Source organism: Parapedobacter sp. (assembly GCF_053550995.1).
On record NZ_JBMQOC010000024.1, the window covers coordinates 23,502 to 41,846 of the forward strand.

12 protein-coding genes and 2 tRNA genes are annotated in these 18,345 nt (G+C 51.3%); 8 read left to right on the top strand and 6 right to left on the bottom strand.

Annotated features, from left to right (window positions below):
- The first annotated feature begins 33 nt into the window (after positions 1–33).
- From ACO1NT_RS03970 to ACO1NT_RS03980, 3 genes are all read left to right on the top strand, one after another.
- The gene (locus ACO1NT_RS03970; protein WP_449047104.1) at positions 34–1,161 is read left to right on the top strand and encodes an efflux RND transporter periplasmic adaptor subunit; all 1,128 of its coding nucleotides are present in this window, start codon (positions 34–36) and stop codon (positions 1,159–1,161) included.
- Between the two features lie 30 nt (positions 1,162–1,191).
- Positions 1,192–4,377, top strand: coding sequence for an efflux RND transporter permease subunit (locus ACO1NT_RS03975; RefSeq protein WP_449047105.1), 3,186 nt, complete (start codon positions 1,192–1,194; stop codon positions 4,375–4,377).
- Positions 4,378–4,465: 88 nt separating this feature from the next.
- Positions 4,466–4,549: transfer RNA gene (locus ACO1NT_RS03980), tRNA-Leu, on the top strand.
- 51 nt (positions 4,550–4,600) lie between these two features.
- Here ACO1NT_RS03980 and ACO1NT_RS03985 read toward each other — a convergent pair.
- Complete coding sequence (locus ACO1NT_RS03985; RefSeq protein WP_449047106.1) at positions 4,601–4,897, bottom strand: DUF202 domain-containing protein; 297 nt, start codon at positions 4,895–4,897, stop codon at positions 4,601–4,603.
- Positions 4,898–4,992: 95 nt separating this feature from the next.
- Between ACO1NT_RS03985 and ACO1NT_RS03990 the strand changes: the two genes are divergently transcribed.
- Both ACO1NT_RS03990 and ACO1NT_RS03995 read left to right on the top strand, forming a co-directional pair.
- A complete protein-coding gene (locus ACO1NT_RS03990; RefSeq protein WP_449047107.1) occupies positions 4,993–7,032 on the top strand; it encodes a S9 family peptidase in 2,040 nt (679 codons plus the stop codon).
- A 52-nt stretch (positions 7,033–7,084) separates the two neighbouring features.
- Positions 7,085–7,861 (top strand): copper resistance protein NlpE N-terminal domain-containing protein, encoded by a 777-nt coding sequence (locus ACO1NT_RS03995; protein ID WP_449047108.1) that lies wholly within the window; start codon positions 7,085–7,087, stop codon positions 7,859–7,861.
- A 67-nt stretch (positions 7,862–7,928) separates the two neighbouring features.
- Here the strand turns inward: ACO1NT_RS03995 and tig are convergent, their stop codons facing one another.
- The 4 genes from tig to ACO1NT_RS04015 form a co-directional block, all read right to left on the bottom strand.
- The gene (gene tig / locus ACO1NT_RS04000; protein WP_449047109.1) at positions 7,929–9,275 is read right to left on the bottom strand and encodes a trigger factor; all 1,347 of its coding nucleotides are present in this window, start codon (positions 9,273–9,275) and stop codon (positions 7,929–7,931) included.
- An 84-nt stretch (positions 9,276–9,359) separates the two neighbouring features.
- Positions 9,360–9,441, bottom strand: a tRNA-Leu gene (locus ACO1NT_RS04005).
- 70 nt (positions 9,442–9,511) lie between these two features.
- Positions 9,512–10,456: an MlaD family protein gene (locus ACO1NT_RS04010; RefSeq protein WP_449047110.1), complete on the bottom strand. Its 945-nt coding sequence runs from the start codon at positions 10,454–10,456 to the stop codon at positions 9,512–9,514.
- 104 nt (positions 10,457–10,560) lie between these two features.
- Positions 10,561–11,379 (bottom strand): N-acetylmuramoyl-L-alanine amidase family protein, encoded by an 819-nt coding sequence (locus ACO1NT_RS04015; RefSeq protein ID WP_449047111.1) that lies wholly within the window; start codon positions 11,377–11,379, stop codon positions 10,561–10,563.
- 203 nt (positions 11,380–11,582) lie between these two features.
- On the opposite strand from ACO1NT_RS04015, the gene ACO1NT_RS04020 reads away from it, so the two are divergent.
- The 3 genes from ACO1NT_RS04020 to ACO1NT_RS04030 all read left to right on the top strand — a co-directional run bounded on the left by ACO1NT_RS04020 (position 11,583) and on the right by ACO1NT_RS04030 (position 16,865).
- The gene (locus ACO1NT_RS04020) at positions 11,583–14,096 is read left to right on the top strand and encodes a putative LPS assembly protein LptD (protein WP_449047112.1); all 2,514 of its coding nucleotides are present in this window, start codon (positions 11,583–11,585) and stop codon (positions 14,094–14,096) included.
- Between the two features lie 3 nt (positions 14,097–14,099).
- On the top strand, positions 14,100–15,350 hold the full coding sequence (locus tag ACO1NT_RS04025; protein WP_449047113.1) for a competence/damage-inducible protein A: 1,251 nt from the start codon (positions 14,100–14,102) through the stop codon (positions 15,348–15,350).
- A gap of 144 nt (positions 15,351–15,494) precedes the next feature.
- Positions 15,495–16,865 (top strand): dihydrolipoamide acetyltransferase family protein, encoded by a 1,371-nt coding sequence (locus ACO1NT_RS04030; RefSeq protein WP_449047114.1) that lies wholly within the window; start codon positions 15,495–15,497, stop codon positions 16,863–16,865.
- 14 nt (positions 16,866–16,879) lie between these two features.
- Here the strand turns inward: ACO1NT_RS04030 and ACO1NT_RS04035 are convergent, their stop codons facing one another.
- The gene (locus tag ACO1NT_RS04035; RefSeq protein WP_449047115.1) at positions 16,880–18,277 is read right to left on the bottom strand and encodes an MATE family efflux transporter; all 1,398 of its coding nucleotides are present in this window, start codon (positions 18,275–18,277) and stop codon (positions 16,880–16,882) included.
- Between the last annotated feature and the right edge of the window lie 68 nt (positions 18,278–18,345).

Genomic DNA, 18,345 nt, shown 5'->3' on the forward strand with positions numbered 1-18,345 from the left:
AGACATTAGACACGACGATTGATTTATAAACATATGAACAGTTACAAAATAGCCCCCCTCCTCCTCATTGCCGCCGGCCTCGCAGGTGCATGTGGCAACAAACAACAACAAGCCGGAAGGCCGCAGGCTCAAGCCATCCCGGTAACCACGGATGTAGTAACGGAAGAAATCGTGGCGGGCATAGACGCTTACCCCGGGAGTGTGGTACCGCTCAATGAAACCGACCTCCGGGCGGAAGTAAGTGGTTACATCACCGCTATCTTCGTGGCCGATGGTGCTTCGGTTTCCAAAGGGCAGAAGCTTTATGAAATAGATCGCACGCGCTATGAAGCTGCGGCGCAGCAGGCCGAAGCTAGTTTAGCCATTGCCGAGGCAAACCTTGACCGCATCACACGCGATGTGGCACGGTACCGCAAACTGGCCGAGCAAGACGCGATTGCTAGGCAAACACTGGATTATGCCGAAACCGACCTCAACAATGCCGAGGCGCAAGTAGCATCGGCCAAGGCCGCTAGGGTCACGGCCACCACAAACCTCAACCGGTCTACCATCGTGGCGCCTTTCAGTGGCACGATCGGTATTTCGCAGGTACGGACCGGGGCGTTGGTAACCGCGGGCAGCACCTTGCTCAACACCATCTCATCCACCAGCCCCATCGCTGTTGATTTTCCCGTTAATCAACGGAACATCCAGCAATTTGTAGCCTTGCAGAAGCAAACGGATATCGAAAAGGATTCCGTGATCACGTTGACGCTGGGTGGCGGCGCCGTATATCCCCTATCCGGTAGGATCACGGTCATCGACCGCGCGGTAGACGCCAATACGGGCACCATCACCGTGCGGGCAGTCTTTGCTAACCCCGAGGGCTTGTTACGGGCAGGGATGAATACCAATGTGCGCGTCCGGACAACATCAGCCAACAAACAACTGGTTGTGCCCTACCAAGCGGTTACCGAACAGCTGGGGCAGTCGGCCGTGTATGTGGTAACGGATAGCAGTACGGTTGAAGAGCGCCTTGTCGAACTCGGTGCGAAAGTAGCCGATAGGATTGTGGTACGCGAGGGGCTTTCCCTCGGCGATGAAGTGGTAATTCAGGGCTTAATCAATCTGAGATCGGGAGCCAAAGTTACCGTACAACAGCCCACGGAGCCAGAACAGTAGGTAGATCACATTGTAGCTCAAGCGTAAAATATGATTTCAGAAGTATTTATAAGAAGACCGGTCACCTCCATCGTTATCTCCATTTTGATCACGTTGATTGGTGTCATATCGATCACGACGTTACCGGTAAGCCAATACCCCAACATCACGCCCCCTACGGTCAACGTTTCGGCCAATTACACCGGAGCGGACGCAGAGACGGTGGAGCAAACCGTTACCACCTTGATTGAAAGCCAGATCAACGGTACACCGGGCATGACCTATATGTCATCAAACAGTACGTCCGACGGGCGGGCGAACATCACGGTTACGTTCGATGTGGGCACCGACATCGATATCGCCACACTCGACGTGCAGAACCGTGTGGGCATTGCCGAACCGGCACTGCCCGAGGCGGTACGCCGATTGGGCGTAACCACGCGCAAGGCCAACACCGATGTGCTGATGATGATCAACCTATTCTCGCCCAATGGCACGCGCGACCAGCAGTTCATGAACAACTACGCCAACCTTTACGTGCGCGATGCATTGATGCGCGTAAACGGCGTGGGCGATGTGATGGCGTTCGGACAGCCCTTCAGTATGCGGGTATGGCTCGATGCCGATAAGCTGGCCAACCTTAACCTCACGCCGGCGGATATCAACGCCGCCATACAGGAACAGAACCTCCGGATGCCGGGGGGAAGCGTAGGTGCACGGCCGCAGCAATCCGACCAGGTATTCGAGTTCCCGGTCATCCTCGATGGCGACCTCGATACAGAAGCGGAGTTCAATCAAATCGTTGTCAAAACGAATACCGATGGTTCTTTGGTCTATCTCGATGACGTTGCCCGAGTAGAGCTGGGCCAATTTGCCTATACCATCACCAGTACGGTGAATGGCCGGGCAGCGTCGGGCATGATGATCAACCAGATGCCGGGCAGTAATGCCGTACAGACCGCCGACGGTATATACAAGGCATTGGAAGCGCTGAAGGAAACTTTCCCCAGCGACTTGGATTACACCGTGAGCTACGAAACCGTATCGGTGGTCGAAGCTTCCATCAATGCGGTACTCCATACCCTCATCGAAGCGCTCATCCTGGTTACCCTGGTGGTGTTTATCTTCCTGCAAAGCTGGCGGGCTACGCTCATCCCTGTATTAGCTATCCCCGTTTCCATTGTGGGTACGTTCATTTTCTTCAACCTCTTCGGCTTCTCCATCAACAACCTCACCATGCTGGCATTCGTATTGGCCATCGGTATCGTGGTGGATGACGCCATCGTGGTGGTCGAGGCGGTACAACACCATATCGATAAAAACAAACTCAGCGCCCGGGAGGCTACCCTACGCGCCATGAAGGAAATCACCGCGCCGGTTATTGCGATCGCGCTCATCCTTTCAGCGGTATTCATTCCGGTCGGTTTTATTCCCGGCATGGTAGGGTTACTATACCAACAATTTGCCATCACCATCGCCGTTTCCGTGCTCTTGTCTGCCTTTGTTGCGCTCACACTTACACCGGCATTGTGCTCCCTGATGCTCAAACCATCGCAACTCAATGAAAAGTCGACAGGCATGAATAAAGTGTTCTACCGGTTCAACAACTGGTTCGACCGGGTTACCAAACGCTACTCTGGCGGTGTAAGGGCAGCCATCAAACGCGCACCGTTCGTCGTCATCATCCTCGTTTGCCTCTATATCGGCACATTTGGCCTGTTTTCAGCCAAACCCGCCGGGTTTATCCCGACGGAAGACAACGGGATATTCATTACGGGGATCACCCTCCCCGAAGGGGCCTCCGCCGCCCGCACCACGGAAGTGCTGGAAGAGATGGAAGCTACATTTATGGAGGCCTTCCCCGAAATCAAGGATGTGACGGCCATCAACGGCATCAACCTCCTCAACCGATCGTTCAAATCGAACGGTGCGACACTTTTCGTGCAGTTGAAGCCTTGGAAAGAACGGACGCGTACGTCCACGGAAATCCTGGCCCAAATCCAAGGGATGTATAGGGGATACCCCAAAGCTACGGTGCTGGCCGTGGCACCGCCCGCCATCCCCGGACTGGGGGCGAGCGGCGGCTTCAGTATGCAGATACTCGACCAGCAGGGTGGCGACATCAAGGACTTCGAGGCCGCGGTCGGCAAGCTGGTAATGGCTGCCAACCAACGGCCCGAAATCGGCATGGCATATACCTTATTCAACTCAAAGACGCCCAATTACGAGGTCACTGTGGACCGGGATCAAGCCAAGAAAATGGGCATCCCCCTAAACAGTATATACCAAACGATATCCGGTTATCTGGGCAGCAGCTATGTGAACGATTTTACGCGATTCGGCCGGAACTTCCGCGTAGTGACCCAAGCGGACACCTCCTACCGGATGGATATCGAAGACATCAATAAACTGTATGTAAAAAACCGGCAGGGCGTATCGGTACCGTTAAGTACGTTGGTTTCGTATGAGGTAGTACAAAACCCATCGATCATCAGCCACTATAATATCTTCCGATCCATCGATGTGGGAGGCAGTGCCGCTCCGGGATACAGTAGTGGCGACGCCCTGAATGCCCTGGAAGAGGTGGCCGCTGAAACCCTCGGTGCAGGCTACACCTATGAGTTTTCGGGCCTCAGTCTCCAAGAGAAGGAATCGGGCAACGCGACCCTACAGATTTTCGCCCTTTGTATCATTTTCGTGTTCCTCTTGTTGGCCGCGTTGTATGAAAGCTGGTCGGTACCGTTCTCCATCCTCCTCTCCGTACCATTGGGTATATTCGGAGCCATCCTGGTGCTGACGTTCCTTCCCCATCTCGACAATAATGTGTACGCGCAGATCGGACTGGTCGCCATCATCGGACTGGCGGCCAAAAACGCTATCCTCATCGTGGAGTTTGCCAAAGAACGGGTAGATATGGGTATGGGCCTGCTTAAAGCGACCATCGAAGCGGTCAAGTTACGCCTCCGCCCCATCATCATGACCTCACTCGCGTTTATCATCGGCATCATGCCACTGATGTTTTCGGTGGGTGCGGGTGCCGTATCGCGACAAACCATCGGCTGGACGGTGTTCGGTGGTATGCTCATCGCTACCATCGTGGGTATCTTCATCATTCCCGTTCTGTTTGTGCTGATCACGAAGATGGCTTATGGCAAGAAAAAACTGGCTGAGCTTAAGGCAACTTACAGACCCGAAGAGCACCAGGACATGCTGCATAGCGATGATGAGGAGGAATAGGCTTTAATGGTCCGCCTGAGATAATTAACAATTGACCATTGACAATTAACAATTATTGATATATTTGCAGCCCCGAAAGGGCTGTGCCGCCCGGATGGCGAAATTGGTAAACGTTGCGGTCTCAGAAGCCGTTGGGAGCAGTCCCTTGAGAGTTCGAGTCTCTCTCCGGGCACAGAAAAGCGAATCTGGTTCAGGTTCGCTTTTTTATTGGGCTATCTTTCGCTCAATCGCCTCCCTCGCCATATTCCAGTTTGTAGTCGCCGATGTGTTTTTGGCTGCGGACAATCTTCTTTCTATGGATCGCGAAATTGAACACACCTACCGCCAAAACAATGGCAGCAATTACAAAAAGAACATACTCGTAAATAAGGCCCCCGGGTAGGTCCAGCAGCCGATCGACCGAGATGCCAGCCACAGCGAAATACATGGACGTCCGCAGGAACGACAGGAAGGTAGACTGGTTGGCCAAAATAGTCCGCTGGAGGGCGAGCCGCTCGCGCAGGATCAAATCTTTATTCATAGCCCAAAGATACGAAACGTTCGCCCCCTTCACTCCCATTTCCGTATATAGCCAGACTTCATTAACTTGCAGCCGTTACACACGAATACACAACCATGAAGCACAAAGCACTTATGATCGCAGCAGCGTTAGCCACCGCAGGCGTTAGCCAAGCCCAACAACCCATGACCCCCGAGATGCTCTGGCAACTGGGCAGGGTATCGGCTGAAGCCGTATCCCCCGATGGGAAAGCCGTGGTTTACGGCGTCACGTATTACAATATCCCCGAAAACAAAGCTGAAAAAAACATTTACCGCGTCCCGGTAGCCGGTGGTGCGGCAGAGCAACTCACCACAGGTGAGGGCAGCGAAAGTGTCGTCCATATCGACAGCCAAAGCGGCGCCATCCTTTACCTCCTAAAGGGACAACTCTGGCAGCTAAGCCCCGGAAGCTCCGAACCGAAGCAGTTAACGGAGCATCCGGAATCCCTACATAACGTCCGCATCTCGCCCGATGGCAAACACCTCCTGTTTACCAAGGCCGTACCCCTCAAGGAAATGCACAGCACCGACCGCCATAGCGATCTACCCAAATCCGATGCATACGTGTATGACGCGCTGGATTACCGCCACTGGGACACGTGGGCCGATGGAACATACAACCATGTCTTCTATGCCACCTATAATGAGGGCGAAATCGGCATTCCCATCGATATCATGGCTGGCGAGCCTTACCATACCCCACAACAGCCTTTCGGCGGCAAGGAAGACGTAATATGGAGTCCCGACGGCCGAAGTATCCTCTACGTGAGCAAAAAAAGCGTGGGCACAGCATACGCCCAAACCACCAACACCGATATTTATCGATATGAGCTGGCCACCGCCCAAACCACCAACCTCACCGAAGGGATGGCGGGTTATGACCAGGTACCCGCCTATAGCCCCGATGGACAACGCCTGGCGTGGCTGAGTATGGCCGAAGACGGCTACGAATCCGACAAAAATGACATCGTCGTTTTTGACCGAAAGACCACCCGGCGTTATAACTTGACCAGCGGTTGGGACGGTACCGTAAGCGCGTACCAATGGAGCGATGATGGCCGCACCATTTGGTTCACGGCAGCCGTGAAAGGAACCGTCCAGCTGTTCGAAATCCGGCTACCCAATAACTTGGCGGATGCAACCGTGGACCATATCCAGCAGATTAGCCAAGGGCAGCACGACATCGCAAGCATCGTAGGCCAAGCGGGCAACCAATTGGTGGTGTCGCTCACCGATATGAACCATGCCGCAGAGCTGTACCGTTTTGACTTGGCCAGCCACCGACTCGCCAAAATCACGTCGGTAAACGACAACCGCTATGCTGATATCGCCAAAAGCAACGTGGAAGCCCGTATTACCAAGGCGACCGATGGCAAGGACCTCTTGTCGTGGATCATCTATCCCCCTGATTTCGATCCGACCAAAAAATATCCCACCCTGCTCTACTGCCAAGGAGGACCGCAAGGCGCGCTTTCACAGTTCTACTCCTACCGATGGAACTTCCAACTAATAGCGGCACAAGGATATATCGTGGTTGCCCCCAACCGCAGGGGCATGCCGGGTTATGGCGTGGACTGGAATGAACAGATCAGCGGCGACTGGGGTGGACAAGCCATCAACGACTACCTCTCCGCCATAGACGATATGGCCAAAGAGCCGTATGTAGATACCGATAGATTGGGTGCAGTAGGTGCCAGCTACGGCGGGTACTCGGTTTTCATGTTGGCCGGGGTGCATGAAAATCGTTTTAAAACATTCATTGCCCATGATGGTTTATTTGATATGCGCAGCTGGTACGGTACAACAGAAGAGCTTTTCTTCGCCAACAAGGATCTTGGTGGCCCCTATTGGGATGGGCGCAACGAGAAAACATATACCGACTTCAACCCCATTACCCATGTGGATCGATGGAATACTCCCATTATGATTGTACAGGGAGGCAAGGACTTCCGCGTCGGCATCGAGCAGGGGCTCGAAGCTTTCCAGGCTGCCCAATTGCGCGGTATCAAAAGCCGACTGCTCTACCTGCCCGATGAGAACCATTGGGTATTAAGTGCGCAGAATGCCCTCGTGTGGCAGCGGGAGTTTTTCCGCTGGTTGAAGGAAACATTGTAACAGGATGTTTTTGGTATATTTTATGCTTATTAATCGATAAAAAAGAAGCACCATGGAAACAAAAAAACTACTGAAGGCCGCTGCTGGCGCGATGATCGTTGCATTCGCCATTAGCGCATGCCAGACCAAGAAAACAGCGACCGGCCAAAATGCCGACCCTGCGCACAACAGCATGAACTCAGTCGATTGGGCCGGCACGTACCAAGGCACCTTGCCCTGCGCCGACTGTCCCGGTATCCGATATACCATCACGTTAAAGGATGACGATACGTACGTGCTGAAGACACGCTACCTCGAAAAGGGTGATTCGGTGTTTACGGAGTCCGGCACATTTGCGTGGGATGAAAACGGTGGAAAGATCACCCTGGCCGACCGTGGCGAGAAATTCCAAGTGGGCGAAAACAAGCTATTCCACTTGGATATGGAAGGCAACCGCATCACCGGCTCATTGGCCGAACATTATGTCTTGACGAAGATGACCGACCAGATAACGGATCGCTATTGGAAACTCATTGAAGTGGGTGGACAAGCCGTAGCGGATGGATCTACCCAAAAGGAACCCTACATCCAGTTGAACAGCGAAGGCAACCGGGTGGAAGCCACTGGCGGATGCAACGGCATGGGGGGTACCTATGAATTGAAAGAACCGAACCGTATATCGTTTTCCCAGCTTATAGGCACGTTGATGGCCTGTGAAAACATGGAAGTGGAAAATGGATTGAAACGGGCACTGGAATCGGCCGACAGCTACCATGTGCAAGGCGACACCCTCCAACTTTTCCGGGCACGGATGGCGCCACTGGCCAAATTCGTGGCGAAGGGAAAATAAGGATAGACGCATAAAAAAGAGGGACTTCTTTCGAGGTCCCTCTTTTTTACGCTTACAATTTATGTTATTATTTCAATTCAAGGAACTTGTTGTACTCGATTTCCTTCTCTTCCAATTTCACCAATCCCTTCAGGTAATCGAACACTTTCAGGGCCTTTACCTCGTCAAATAAACGATTGGCCTGTTCCTTGTCACCAAGCAGTTGTACGGCATATTGGGCAAGCTGCTGGTCGGTAATCTCCTGACCCGGATTGTACATTTTAATCTGAGTGGCAATACGTTCCTTCGCCAATGCTAGCACTTCTTCATACTTCACTTCCAATCCATTTTGGGTGATAAGCCGGTTTTCAATCAGCGTCCACTTCAGGTTCTTGATGAAGTCTGCGAAACCTTCTTCCAGCTCATCCTCCTTGATCTCGGGGTTGGTCGCTTTCAGCCAACGCTTGAGGAACGCTTCGGGGAAATCAGCTTTCACCGCATCGAGGCCTTTCAGGTAAAGGTCATTCTGCAACTTCTGCGTAGCGTTCTGCACCAACATATCTTCCACCTCGGTCTTTACTTTCTCCTCAAATTCGGTTTCGGAGGTAACCACCCCTTCACCGAACACCTTGGTGTAGAACTCCTCATTGAGTTCTGCCTCTTCGAGCCGGTTCACGTTCTTTACAGTCAACTGGAATTGCGTGTTTTCCAAGGCCTCAACCCCCTCTTCGGAAATACCGATGATGCGGGCGATATCTGCTGCCGACTTAAACGCTTTCTTGACATCGATGGTTACCGTATCGTCCTTTTTAAGGCCGATGAGGGATTTCTTGATTTTTTTGTCGTCTACCAAATCGGTCCGTACCGACGCAGTGTTCACAATGCCACCTTCCCGTTCGTTCCCTTCGGCATCCAGTTGTTTCAATTCGCTGTACAGTACATCGCCATCTTCCGACACGTCGGGGTTCGTCATTTTACCGTAGCTGCGGCGCAGGTTCTTGATGCGCGACTCCAACGTCTCCTTATCGGCTTTGATAACATACTGGGTAAATTTAGACTTCTCGGTAAATGGCACCTCAAACTGCGGCGCCAACCCTACCTCATAAGCAAAAGAAAAGCTATCGGCAAAATCCCAATTGTAATCGGTGTCGTCTTCTTTCGGCAATGGCTGCCCTAGGATCTCAAGTTTGTTGTCGCCGATATAAGCGTTGATCTTATCGCTTACCACGCGATTTACTTCATCGATTAAAATCGCCTTGCCATAGGTACGTCTGATGTGCGATGCAGGCACCATACCGGGCCGGAACCCAGGAAGCTTGGCTTTCTTGGCCTGTTCTTTGATCGCTTTATCTACTTGCGGGTTGTAGTCATCGGGGGCAAGGTCCACGGTGATGACAGCGTTGGTTTCGTCGATGTTTTCGTGTGAAATATTCATACTCAATTTTAAGCGTTTATCGCATTTACATAAAAAATCCTCCCGATTTCCCGGGAGGATCCCGGTGTCTCGGAAGGATTCAAGTGCGGAAGAAGGGACTCGAACCCCCACGCCTTTCGGCGCCAGATCCTAAGTCTGGTGCGGCTACCAATTACGCCACTTCCGCATAGGATTTCTCTTTGGACTGCAAAAGTAGGGTTATTTCTTTAAATCAACAATAACTTTTTGCTTTTTTGCTATTTGTCTTTTCGGCCAAATACCGAAAAATGCACATATCGGCCGGGCCGTGCTTTCATATCGGCAATCAATTCCTCCAGGTTTTTCGAAGCCTGGTTGAGGTTATCATACAACTGCTCATCATTCAACAGCATGCCGATGGATCCCTGCCCCTGATTGATGCGATCGGTGATTGACTGGAAGTCGGCCATCGCTTTATTCGCACTCGTAATGGTCTGCGCGAAATCCGCTTTAGCCACCTGGTCAGTAATACTATCCAAGTTGGCCAGTACGTTGCCGATACGCTCATTGTTTTCTTTCAGGTTATTGGTAATCGATTCCACATTGGCCACGATATGGCTGATGCGGTTACGTTCGGATACGACGAGTCCATCCAGCTGCCGGGTAATGCCCTCCAGGTTCTGCAACGAGTTGGCGATACTATTGATGCTACGATTGAAATCGCGCTGGAAGTCCTTGTTGATGGTGTTGTTGATGGAATTCAATACGGAGTCGAGTACCGCAGCAATATCCTGTGCCTTCTTCTGGATCGGTTCTACCTGTTCCATGATGTTCTTCTGTATGCCCGCTGGAAGCTCGTCGCCGTCTTTTGCATAGACGGCACTGTCGCCAAGCTCAAAAACAATGGCTTTGCCACCCAATAGATCCGTGCTGGATAACAGTGCGACCGTGTTCGCCGGAACCGCATAATCGCGCTTTACCTTAAATTCCGTGCGGATACGGCCGTCTTGTTGCAACTCCATCTTCGATACCCGGCCGATCTGATACCCATTTACCAAGATGGGCTTCGACTCTGTGAGGCCATCCACGCGGTCATAGGTGGTATACAGGGTAATTTCACGGCTAAAAACGTCGTTGCCCCGCAAAAAACTATAGCCCAGAATCAATATGGCAATGGCGACCACCGCCAGTATCCCTACTTTGGTTTCGTTTGCTATTTTCAAGTGTTCCTTTCGTTTTAGTCTGTCAAGCCATAATTCGCTAAGCTAAGAAAAGCTTGTCAATAGTACAAAACAACTTTAGTGCCGTTATTGTTTAGCCAGGGGCTTTAACGCTCTATATGCTTCTTGTACGACTTGATTGCATTGACCAGGTTACCCACGATTTCCTCTTGTCCCTTTGCAGACTTCATATAGGTTTCCTCATTCGGGTTACTGATGAATCCGATTTCGGTCAACACCGCCGGCATGCTTGCCCGTGCCAAAACCGCCAAACTCAACTCCTGCACGCCACGGTTTTCTCGGCCCGTTTTCTCATATTCTTGCTGCATCAATGTCGCTAGATGCACGCTTTGCTCACGGAATTGATTTTTCATAAGCGACAAGATGATATAGCTCGCCGGGTCATTCGGGTCAAAGCCGCCGTAGTTCTCCTCATAATTCTCTTCCAATAGAATATCTTTATTCTCCCGTTCCGCTTTTTCGCGCAAACTCGGTTCTTGTTCATCCAACCTACCGAAAAGCGACACAAACGTCTCCGTACCCCTAACCGTTTTGTTCTGCCTACCTCGGGGAGCGGGAGCAGAGTTCAAATGCACCGAAATAAACAGGTCGGCCCGGTTTTCGTTAGCAAATTCGATGCGTTTGTACAATTCCACATTAACATCGGTAGTGCGGGTATACAATACCCTTACATCCGGCATCTCTTTCACGATAGCTTTGCCCAACTTTAGCACCACCTGTAGGGCTACATCTTTTTCCAACGATGTAGCTCCCCGTGCACCGGGTATCGGACCGCCATGGCCAGCGTCAAGCACAATGGTACGGACCCTGTATATGGAATCCTGTTGCTCGTTTGCAAGTATTAAGGCAGGGAGTAAGGCGAATGAGAGAAAAAAAAGAAAAGGCGCAATGAAACGTTTTGTCATATCTGAAAACACCGAAGTCCTAACTATTTTAATTAATTTTGTACGCAATTCTGATATTGCAAAAATAATATTCGTTGTCAAATTTGAGGTCAGTTGCTGTTATTTTTTCTTGCATTTCACTATTCTTAACGATATTCTCGGCTATTTCGGTGTTTGGCCAGGAAATTTCGTCGCCGGATAGCACCCGGGTGGACACACTCAAAATGGGAACTGACTCCTTGGCATTGGACTCGTTGGGCACACCGGCCGATACAGTCCAAAAGGAACAACCCGATGGCTTGAAAGCCGTGGTTACCATCGTTGCCCAAGATTCACAAGTCACCGATATCCGCAATAACATCATCCATCTTTATAAAGAAGCCAAAATCAAATACGAGGGATTTGAATTGGCAGCCGACTATATCCGTATCAATAACAACACTAACGAAATCTATGCCAGTGGTGTTTTTGACCACAACAATAAGTACGTGGGTCGGCCTGTTGTCATCTTCCCGAATGAAACACCTAAGGTCGTCGACTCCCTACGGTATAATTTCAAATCGGAAAAAGGCGATACATGGGGTATTTTCACGGAAGTTGAGGGTGGCTTTATCCAAGCCAACCGGGTGCGCAAAAACCAGTACAACGAAATGTCGCTCTACCATGGCATGTACAGCACCTGTAACCTGCCCGAACCCCATACCCACTTCGGCATCCAGATCAGTAAAGGCATCGTTACCGAAAACCAAATCATCTCGGGGCCGGCATACCTCGTGATGGAGGGGGTTCCGCTCAAGTTTATCACCATCCCCTTCGGCTTTTTCCCCAAACCGAACAAACGATCGTCCGGTTTCCTTTTTCCCACCTTCGGTGAGGAATTCAACCGTGGATTTTTTATGCGAGATATCGGCTGGTACCTTGCCTTTAACGACTATTGGGACAGCGAAATAAGGGGCACCTTGTATTCCAAAGGATCATGGGAAACGTCGCTGCATACCCGCTACCGCGTCAACTACAAATACAATGGTGGTTTCAATATCCGTTACGCCGAAACGAAGAGCGGCGTGGAAGGAACACCGCAATATACCACGGTTCCAGATTTCAACGTAACCTGGAACCATTCGCAGGCACAGGAGGCCAACCCCGGCACGACGTTCAGTGCCAATGTAAACTTCGGAACCAGTACATATGCCCGAAATACGGCTGCGGCCGGAAGTCTTAACGTCGAAGAAATCACAAGAAATTCGATGAATTCAAGCATCAGCTATGGCCGGACGTTCTTGGATGGCAAGATAAACTTTACCAGCAGTTTACGGCATTCACAGGATATGGTGGCCAAGACCCTTTCGCTCGATCTCCCTACCTTCTCGCTCAGCGTGAGCTCCTTCAACCCATTTGATTCGAAAGACCGTGTGGGCGAGCAGAAATGGTACCAACGCATCAACGTGAGCTATTCGCTAAGGGGCGACAACATCCTCAATACGAAAGAGGCTGGCCTATTCAGCAAAGAAACTTTAAGCCAGTTCCAGCACGGCTTCCAGCATAGTATCCCCGTGAGCCTATCGCTCAACGTATTGAAATACTTCCAATTCAACTCAAGCGTGAACTATACTGAAGGGTGGCACTTCCAGACCTACCGCCAGCGACTGGAAAATACGCCGGGCGGTTTTGAGGTGCTGCGCGATACCGTGAACGGGTTCCGGCGGTCTTACAACTATTCGGTGTCGTCGGGGCTTTCTACCAAAATCTACGGTATGTACCCCAAAATCGGGAAGATACAGGCCATGCGCCATGTCATCACGCCATCGGTAAACCTCAACTACCGACCCGACTTTTCCGATCCCCAGTACGGATTTTACCGTAGATTCATCGATGCCAAGGGCGAGGAGACGCTGTATTCCATTTTCCAGGGCAGCCGCTACGGTTCGCCGGGGGCTGGCCGTTCCATGGGCATCGGTTTCTCGATAGACAATAATCTGGAAGCCAAAATATTGAGCAAGAAAGACACCACCGACGGCGGAGTTAAGAAAATACCCATACTCCAAGGGCTCACCTTTAGCGGCAACTATAATTTCGTAGCCGATTCATTCAAGTTATCCAACATCAATTTTTCGGGGCGTACCGCGTTATTCAACCAAAAAATCAACCTCAACTTCAACGGTACGTTTGACCCCTACGCCTTCGATCACCAAGCGGGCCGGCGCGTGAACCGCTATATGATTAAAGATGGCAAGTTAGCCCGGTTGACGAACTTCGGATTGTCGTTCGATTACAGCTTCAACCCTGAGGCCAATAAAAGCCGCCAAGAAGGCCTTGACTCGCTCGACAACCAAAAAGCCAACATGACACCTGAACAACAGCAGCAATTGGCGCGCATCAGTTCCGACCCGAACGCTTTTGTCGATTTCAACATCCCGTGGAACCTCGCGGGATCATTCAGTTTCCAATATGCCAATCCGGGAACACAAAAGCGTATTACCGCCACGCTCAACATCCATGGCGACTTCAGCCTGACGCCCAAGTGGAAAGTCCAATTCAATTCGGGATATGACTTTAGACAAAAAGAGGTTTCCATGACCCGCTTCAGCATTTACCGCGACCTCCATTGCTGGGATATGTCGTTCGGCTGGGTACCTTTTGGACGATACAAAAGTTATAACGTAACCATCAGGGCCAAGGCCTCCATCCTACAGGATTTGAAGTTGACTAAACGAAACGACAACTTCGGCAGTTTCTAAGATATGCAGGCAGAAATCATTACTATAGGCGACGAAATATTGATCGGTCAGATCATTGACACCAATTCGGCATGGATGGCGCAACAGCTGAACGCCATCGGCATCCACGTGAAGCAGGTAAGCTCGGTGGCAGACCACCCCGCAGATATTATCGTTGCCCTCACATTGGCTTCCGGACGGGCCGACTTGATCCTGATTACCGGCGGGCTGGGCCCCACCAAAGACGATGTGACGAAGCAGACACTTTCTGTGTACTTTGGCTGTGGTCTCCACCGCGACCCGAAAGTATTGGCCCACGTGGAATCCATCTTCGCCAGGAACAACAGGCCGATGCTCGAAATAAACCGCCGGCAAGCGGATGTGCTCGGCAAAAGCGAAGTCCTTTTTAATGAAATGGGCACCGCCCCGGGCATGTGGCTAACACACAAGGGAAAATCCTATGTTATCATGCCGGGAGTACCCTTCGAGATGAAACACATCATGCGGGAACGGGTGTTGCCCCGGCTTCGACACTTGGACGGACGCCAGCCGCTATGGCACCAAACGGTGCTTACAGCCGGCATTGGCGAGTCGTTCCTGGCCGAAAAGATAGCCGATATTGAAGGTGCCCTACCTCCGCATATCCATTTGGCGTACCTACCCAAACCCGGATTGGTACGGCTTCGACTCACGGCCATAGGAGAGAACAAAGAGGTACTGAAACAGGAAACAGCGGCCGTGGCCGGCCAACTGAGGGATCGCTTGGGCGATCATTTCCTTGCCAACGAAGACACCGCTCTTGAAATGCTGATCCGTGATTTCATGCAACAGCATGGGCTCTCGCTCGCTACGGCCGAGAGCTGCACAGGTGGTAACATCGCTCGGCTGATTACCGCATTGCCAGGCAGCAGCTCCATGTTTGAGGGCGGCGCCATAACCTACTCCAATGCCGTGAAACAAGCGACATTAGGCGTAAAAGCGGAAACCCTCGACACACATGGGGCAGTAAGTGAACAGACCGTACGCGAAATGGCCTTGGGAGCGCAAGCTCTTTTCCGGGTAGACTATGCCATTGCAGTAAGCGGTATCGCCGGGCCGGATGGCGGCACGGCCGAAAAACCCGTTGGACTGGTGTGGATTGCTGTAGCGGGCAAATCGGGTGTTGCTGCCCATCAATTCCTTTTCGGCCACGATCGCGCAATCAATATCGAACGGTCATCCATGGCGGCACTGTTTATGCTTTGGCGGTTGTTACATGCAGAAAACACCGAATAAACCGATAGTGTTCAGCTTTCCAGGCTGGTTCGTTATTTTGTTTCGAACAAAAACAAGAATACAGAATAAAGTTTCGTTGTTTTATTTTTAGTCAATTATTTATGTAACTTAGACGCGTTTCAATCAGTAATACGGAGAATCGTTATGGCGACATACAACTTGCAACTGCCCCGGATGGGAGAAAGCGTATCGGAAGCGACGATAGTCAAATGGCTGAAACAACCCGGCGATCGCATCGAAGAGGATGAGTCGATCTTGGAAGTAGCTACAGACAAGGTGGACTCCGATGTGCCCTCACCGGTATCCGGCACACTCAAAGCACAACTTTTCACAGAGAATTCGGTGGCTCAGGTAGGTGATGTCATCGCTACGCTCGAAGTGGACGAAGCCGACGGCAACGAAACCAGCGACGCAACGGCCGCTGCAGCACCGGTCGAAGTCGAGGAGATTCCGGGTGTCGATCAGTTGGCCAACCAGCTGCCTTCATCTCCCTCCCCGTCGAAAGAGGGTGCAGGTAAATTCTATTCTCCATTGGTGAGAAACATCGCGGCAGAAGAAGGAATTTCGTCTCAGGAACTCGACAGCATTCCAGGCACCGGAAATGAGGGTAGGGTAACCAAACAAGACATACTCGATTATTTGGCTTGGAAAAAAAATCCGGATGGACCGGCGACCTTCGGAACGCTGATACGGTCAGAAGTCATCGTTTCACAGCCGCCGCCGCTGGAAAACAGCGGTAATGCCGCTCCGAAGCAACCGATCAACGAAACGCCAGTGGAAACATCGGCTATCGTCTCGATGTCACCCCAAGACGAAATCATAGAGATGGACCGCATGCGCCGGCTGATTGCGGACCATATGGTAAAAAGCGTCCATACCTCACCGCATGTATGCTCTTTCGTAGAGGCCGATGTGACCAACCTCGTCAACTGGCGCAACAAAATCAAGGGTGCCTACGAAAAACGTGAAGGCGAAAAAATTACATTTACCCCGATATTCATCGAGGCCGTGAGCAAAGCACTCCGCGACTTCCCCATGGTCAACGTTTCTGTAAACGGCACGCAAATCATCAAAAAACGGAATATCAATATCGGCATGGCCGCCGCCTTACCTTCAGGCAACCTTATCGTGCCAGTCATCAAAAATGCAGACCAATTAAGTTTGGTTGGGCTGGGTAAAGCGGTTAACGATTTAGCGAACCGCGCGCGTAACAATAAGTTGCTCCCCGATGATACGCAAGGCGGTACGTTCACGCTCACCAATATCGGTGCATTCGGCAACATCATGGGTACGCCAATCATCAACCAGCCGCAGGTGGCGATTCTAGCGGTAGGTACTATTACCAAGAAACCCGCAGTGATCGAGACGGAATACGGCGATATGATCGGCATCCGACACATGATGTACTTGTCGCTCTCCTACGACCACCGCGTGGTTGACGGGGCGTTGGGTGGCCGCTTTGTGAAACGTGTAGCCGATTACCTTGAAAACTGGGATGTGAACCGTGAGGTTTGATGGGACGGTGGATTCTAAATCGAACCAAAACGGGAAATAACACGCCGATACCGGATATATAAAAGCAGGGACGACGTGAGCAGGCCCAACGTAAGCCCGTACCAGATACCCAATACGCCCAACCCGAGCACGATGCCCAGCAAATAAGCCGTCGGCAATCCAATGATCCAATAGGCCACAAACGTGATTAATGTGGGAATATTCACATCGCCCACCCCCCGCAATATGCCCAAGCCCACTACTTGCGTACCATCAAATAATTGGAACAATCCCGCAATGATGAGCAGCTGGGCCGCGATGCCGATAACCACTGTATCTTTCGTAAAAATCCAGGGTAGGTATTGGTTCAACAGTGCAAACAGCAATGCACTTATCCCCATGAAAAGCAGAACGATGTGGTAGCTGGAAATGGCAAAACGCCGTAAACGGAAAAAATTCCGCTGGCCGAAATTATTGCCGGTTTTGATAGTTGCTGCGGCCGCAATGCCGCTCGCCATCATATACGTCAACGCTGCAAGGGTGATCGCAACCTGATGGGCGGCCTGTTCATAAGCACCAAGCGTCCCCGCTATGACCGCAGCGCCGGCAAACGCCCCCACTTCAAAAACGTATTGCATAGCTACTGGGGCACCGATTTTCAGGATCGAACGGCAGCGTCGCAAGTCCACGCAGGATAACCTAAATTGTTTCAAATACCCGTTGAAGTTGGTCGAACGGAATACATAAGCCCCCATAACAGCAGCCATCAAACAGCGGTCTATCAATGTGGCATACCCTACCCCACTCACGCCCATAGGCGCCACACCAAACATCCCCTTTACGAAAACGATGGCCAACACCACATTGAGCGCATTCCCCCATATGGTAATGCGCATCGCCTCCTTGGTAAAGCCCAACCCTTCGGCAAACTGCTTGAATGCACTGAAAACCATCAACGGTACGATGGATAAACTCAAGATAAACAGGTAGGGCTTTGCCTCAAGCACCACCGCAGGGTCTTGGTCGAGATGGTCAATGGCAGCCATCGAGCCGAAATACACCAAACAGAACAGTCCGATACCGGTGAACAGGTTTATCCATATGCTATTGGATAGGAGGGCACCGCATTCCAAATGGTTTTTTCGGCCGTTTTCCTGTGCGATCAGCGGCGTCAGTCCATAAGCTATGCCCAAGCCCATAACCATCACAATCATGAAGATGCTATGCACCAACGATACGGCTGCTAGGGGGATGGTACCGGCAAAGTGACCCACTACGATGCTATCGGCCACCTGTACCAACATATGGCCCAACTGCGAGATCACCACTGGGCCAGCCAGCACCAATGTGCTGAAGTAATAGGGTTTGTATCGTTTCAATTGCCAGCGCATGTCTGCATTGATTTGCGTTTTGGAGCGCCAAAGGTACAACATTCATGGCGATTTTTTTCCTATGTTTGCTTATGCGCAAACGTCAAATACCCCTATTGTTACTTGCCCTA

Bases quoted from the DNA above. Each gene is read 5' to 3' on its own strand.
- ACO1NT_RS04020 (WP_449047112.1), top strand. From the start codon at position 11,583: ATGGGAACTGACTCCTTGGCATTGGACTCGTTGGGCACACCGGCCGAT.
- ACO1NT_RS03990 (WP_449047107.1), top strand. From the start codon at position 4,993: ATGAAGCACAAAGCACTTATGATCGCAGCAGCGTTAGCCACCGCAGGC.
- ACO1NT_RS03995 (WP_449047108.1), top strand. From the start codon at position 7,085: ATGGAAACAAAAAAACTACTGAAGGCCGCTGCTGGCGCGATGATCGTT.
- tig (WP_449047109.1), bottom strand. From the start codon at position 9,275: ATGAATATTTCACACGAAAACATCGACGAAACCAACGCTGTCATCACC.
- ACO1NT_RS03970 (WP_449047104.1), top strand. From the start codon at position 34: ATGAACAGTTACAAAATAGCCCCCCTCCTCCTCATTGCCGCCGGCCTC.
- ACO1NT_RS03975 (WP_449047105.1), top strand. From the start codon at position 1,192: ATGATTTCAGAAGTATTTATAAGAAGACCGGTCACCTCCATCGTTATC.
- ACO1NT_RS04025 (WP_449047113.1), top strand. From the start codon at position 14,100: ATGCAGGCAGAAATCATTACTATAGGCGACGAAATATTGATCGGTCAG.
- ACO1NT_RS03985 (WP_449047106.1), bottom strand. From the start codon at position 4,897: ATGAATAAAGATTTGATCCTGCGCGAGCGGCTCGCCCTCCAGCGGACT.
- ACO1NT_RS04030 (WP_449047114.1), top strand. From the start codon at position 15,495: ATGGCGACATACAACTTGCAACTGCCCCGGATGGGAGAAAGCGTATCG.
- ACO1NT_RS04035 (WP_449047115.1), bottom strand. From the start codon at position 18,277: ATGTTGTACCTTTGGCGCTCCAAAACGCAAATCAATGCAGACATGCGC.
- ACO1NT_RS04015 (WP_449047111.1), bottom strand. From the start codon at position 11,379: ATGACAAAACGTTTCATTGCGCCTTTTCTTTTTTTTCTCTCATTCGCC.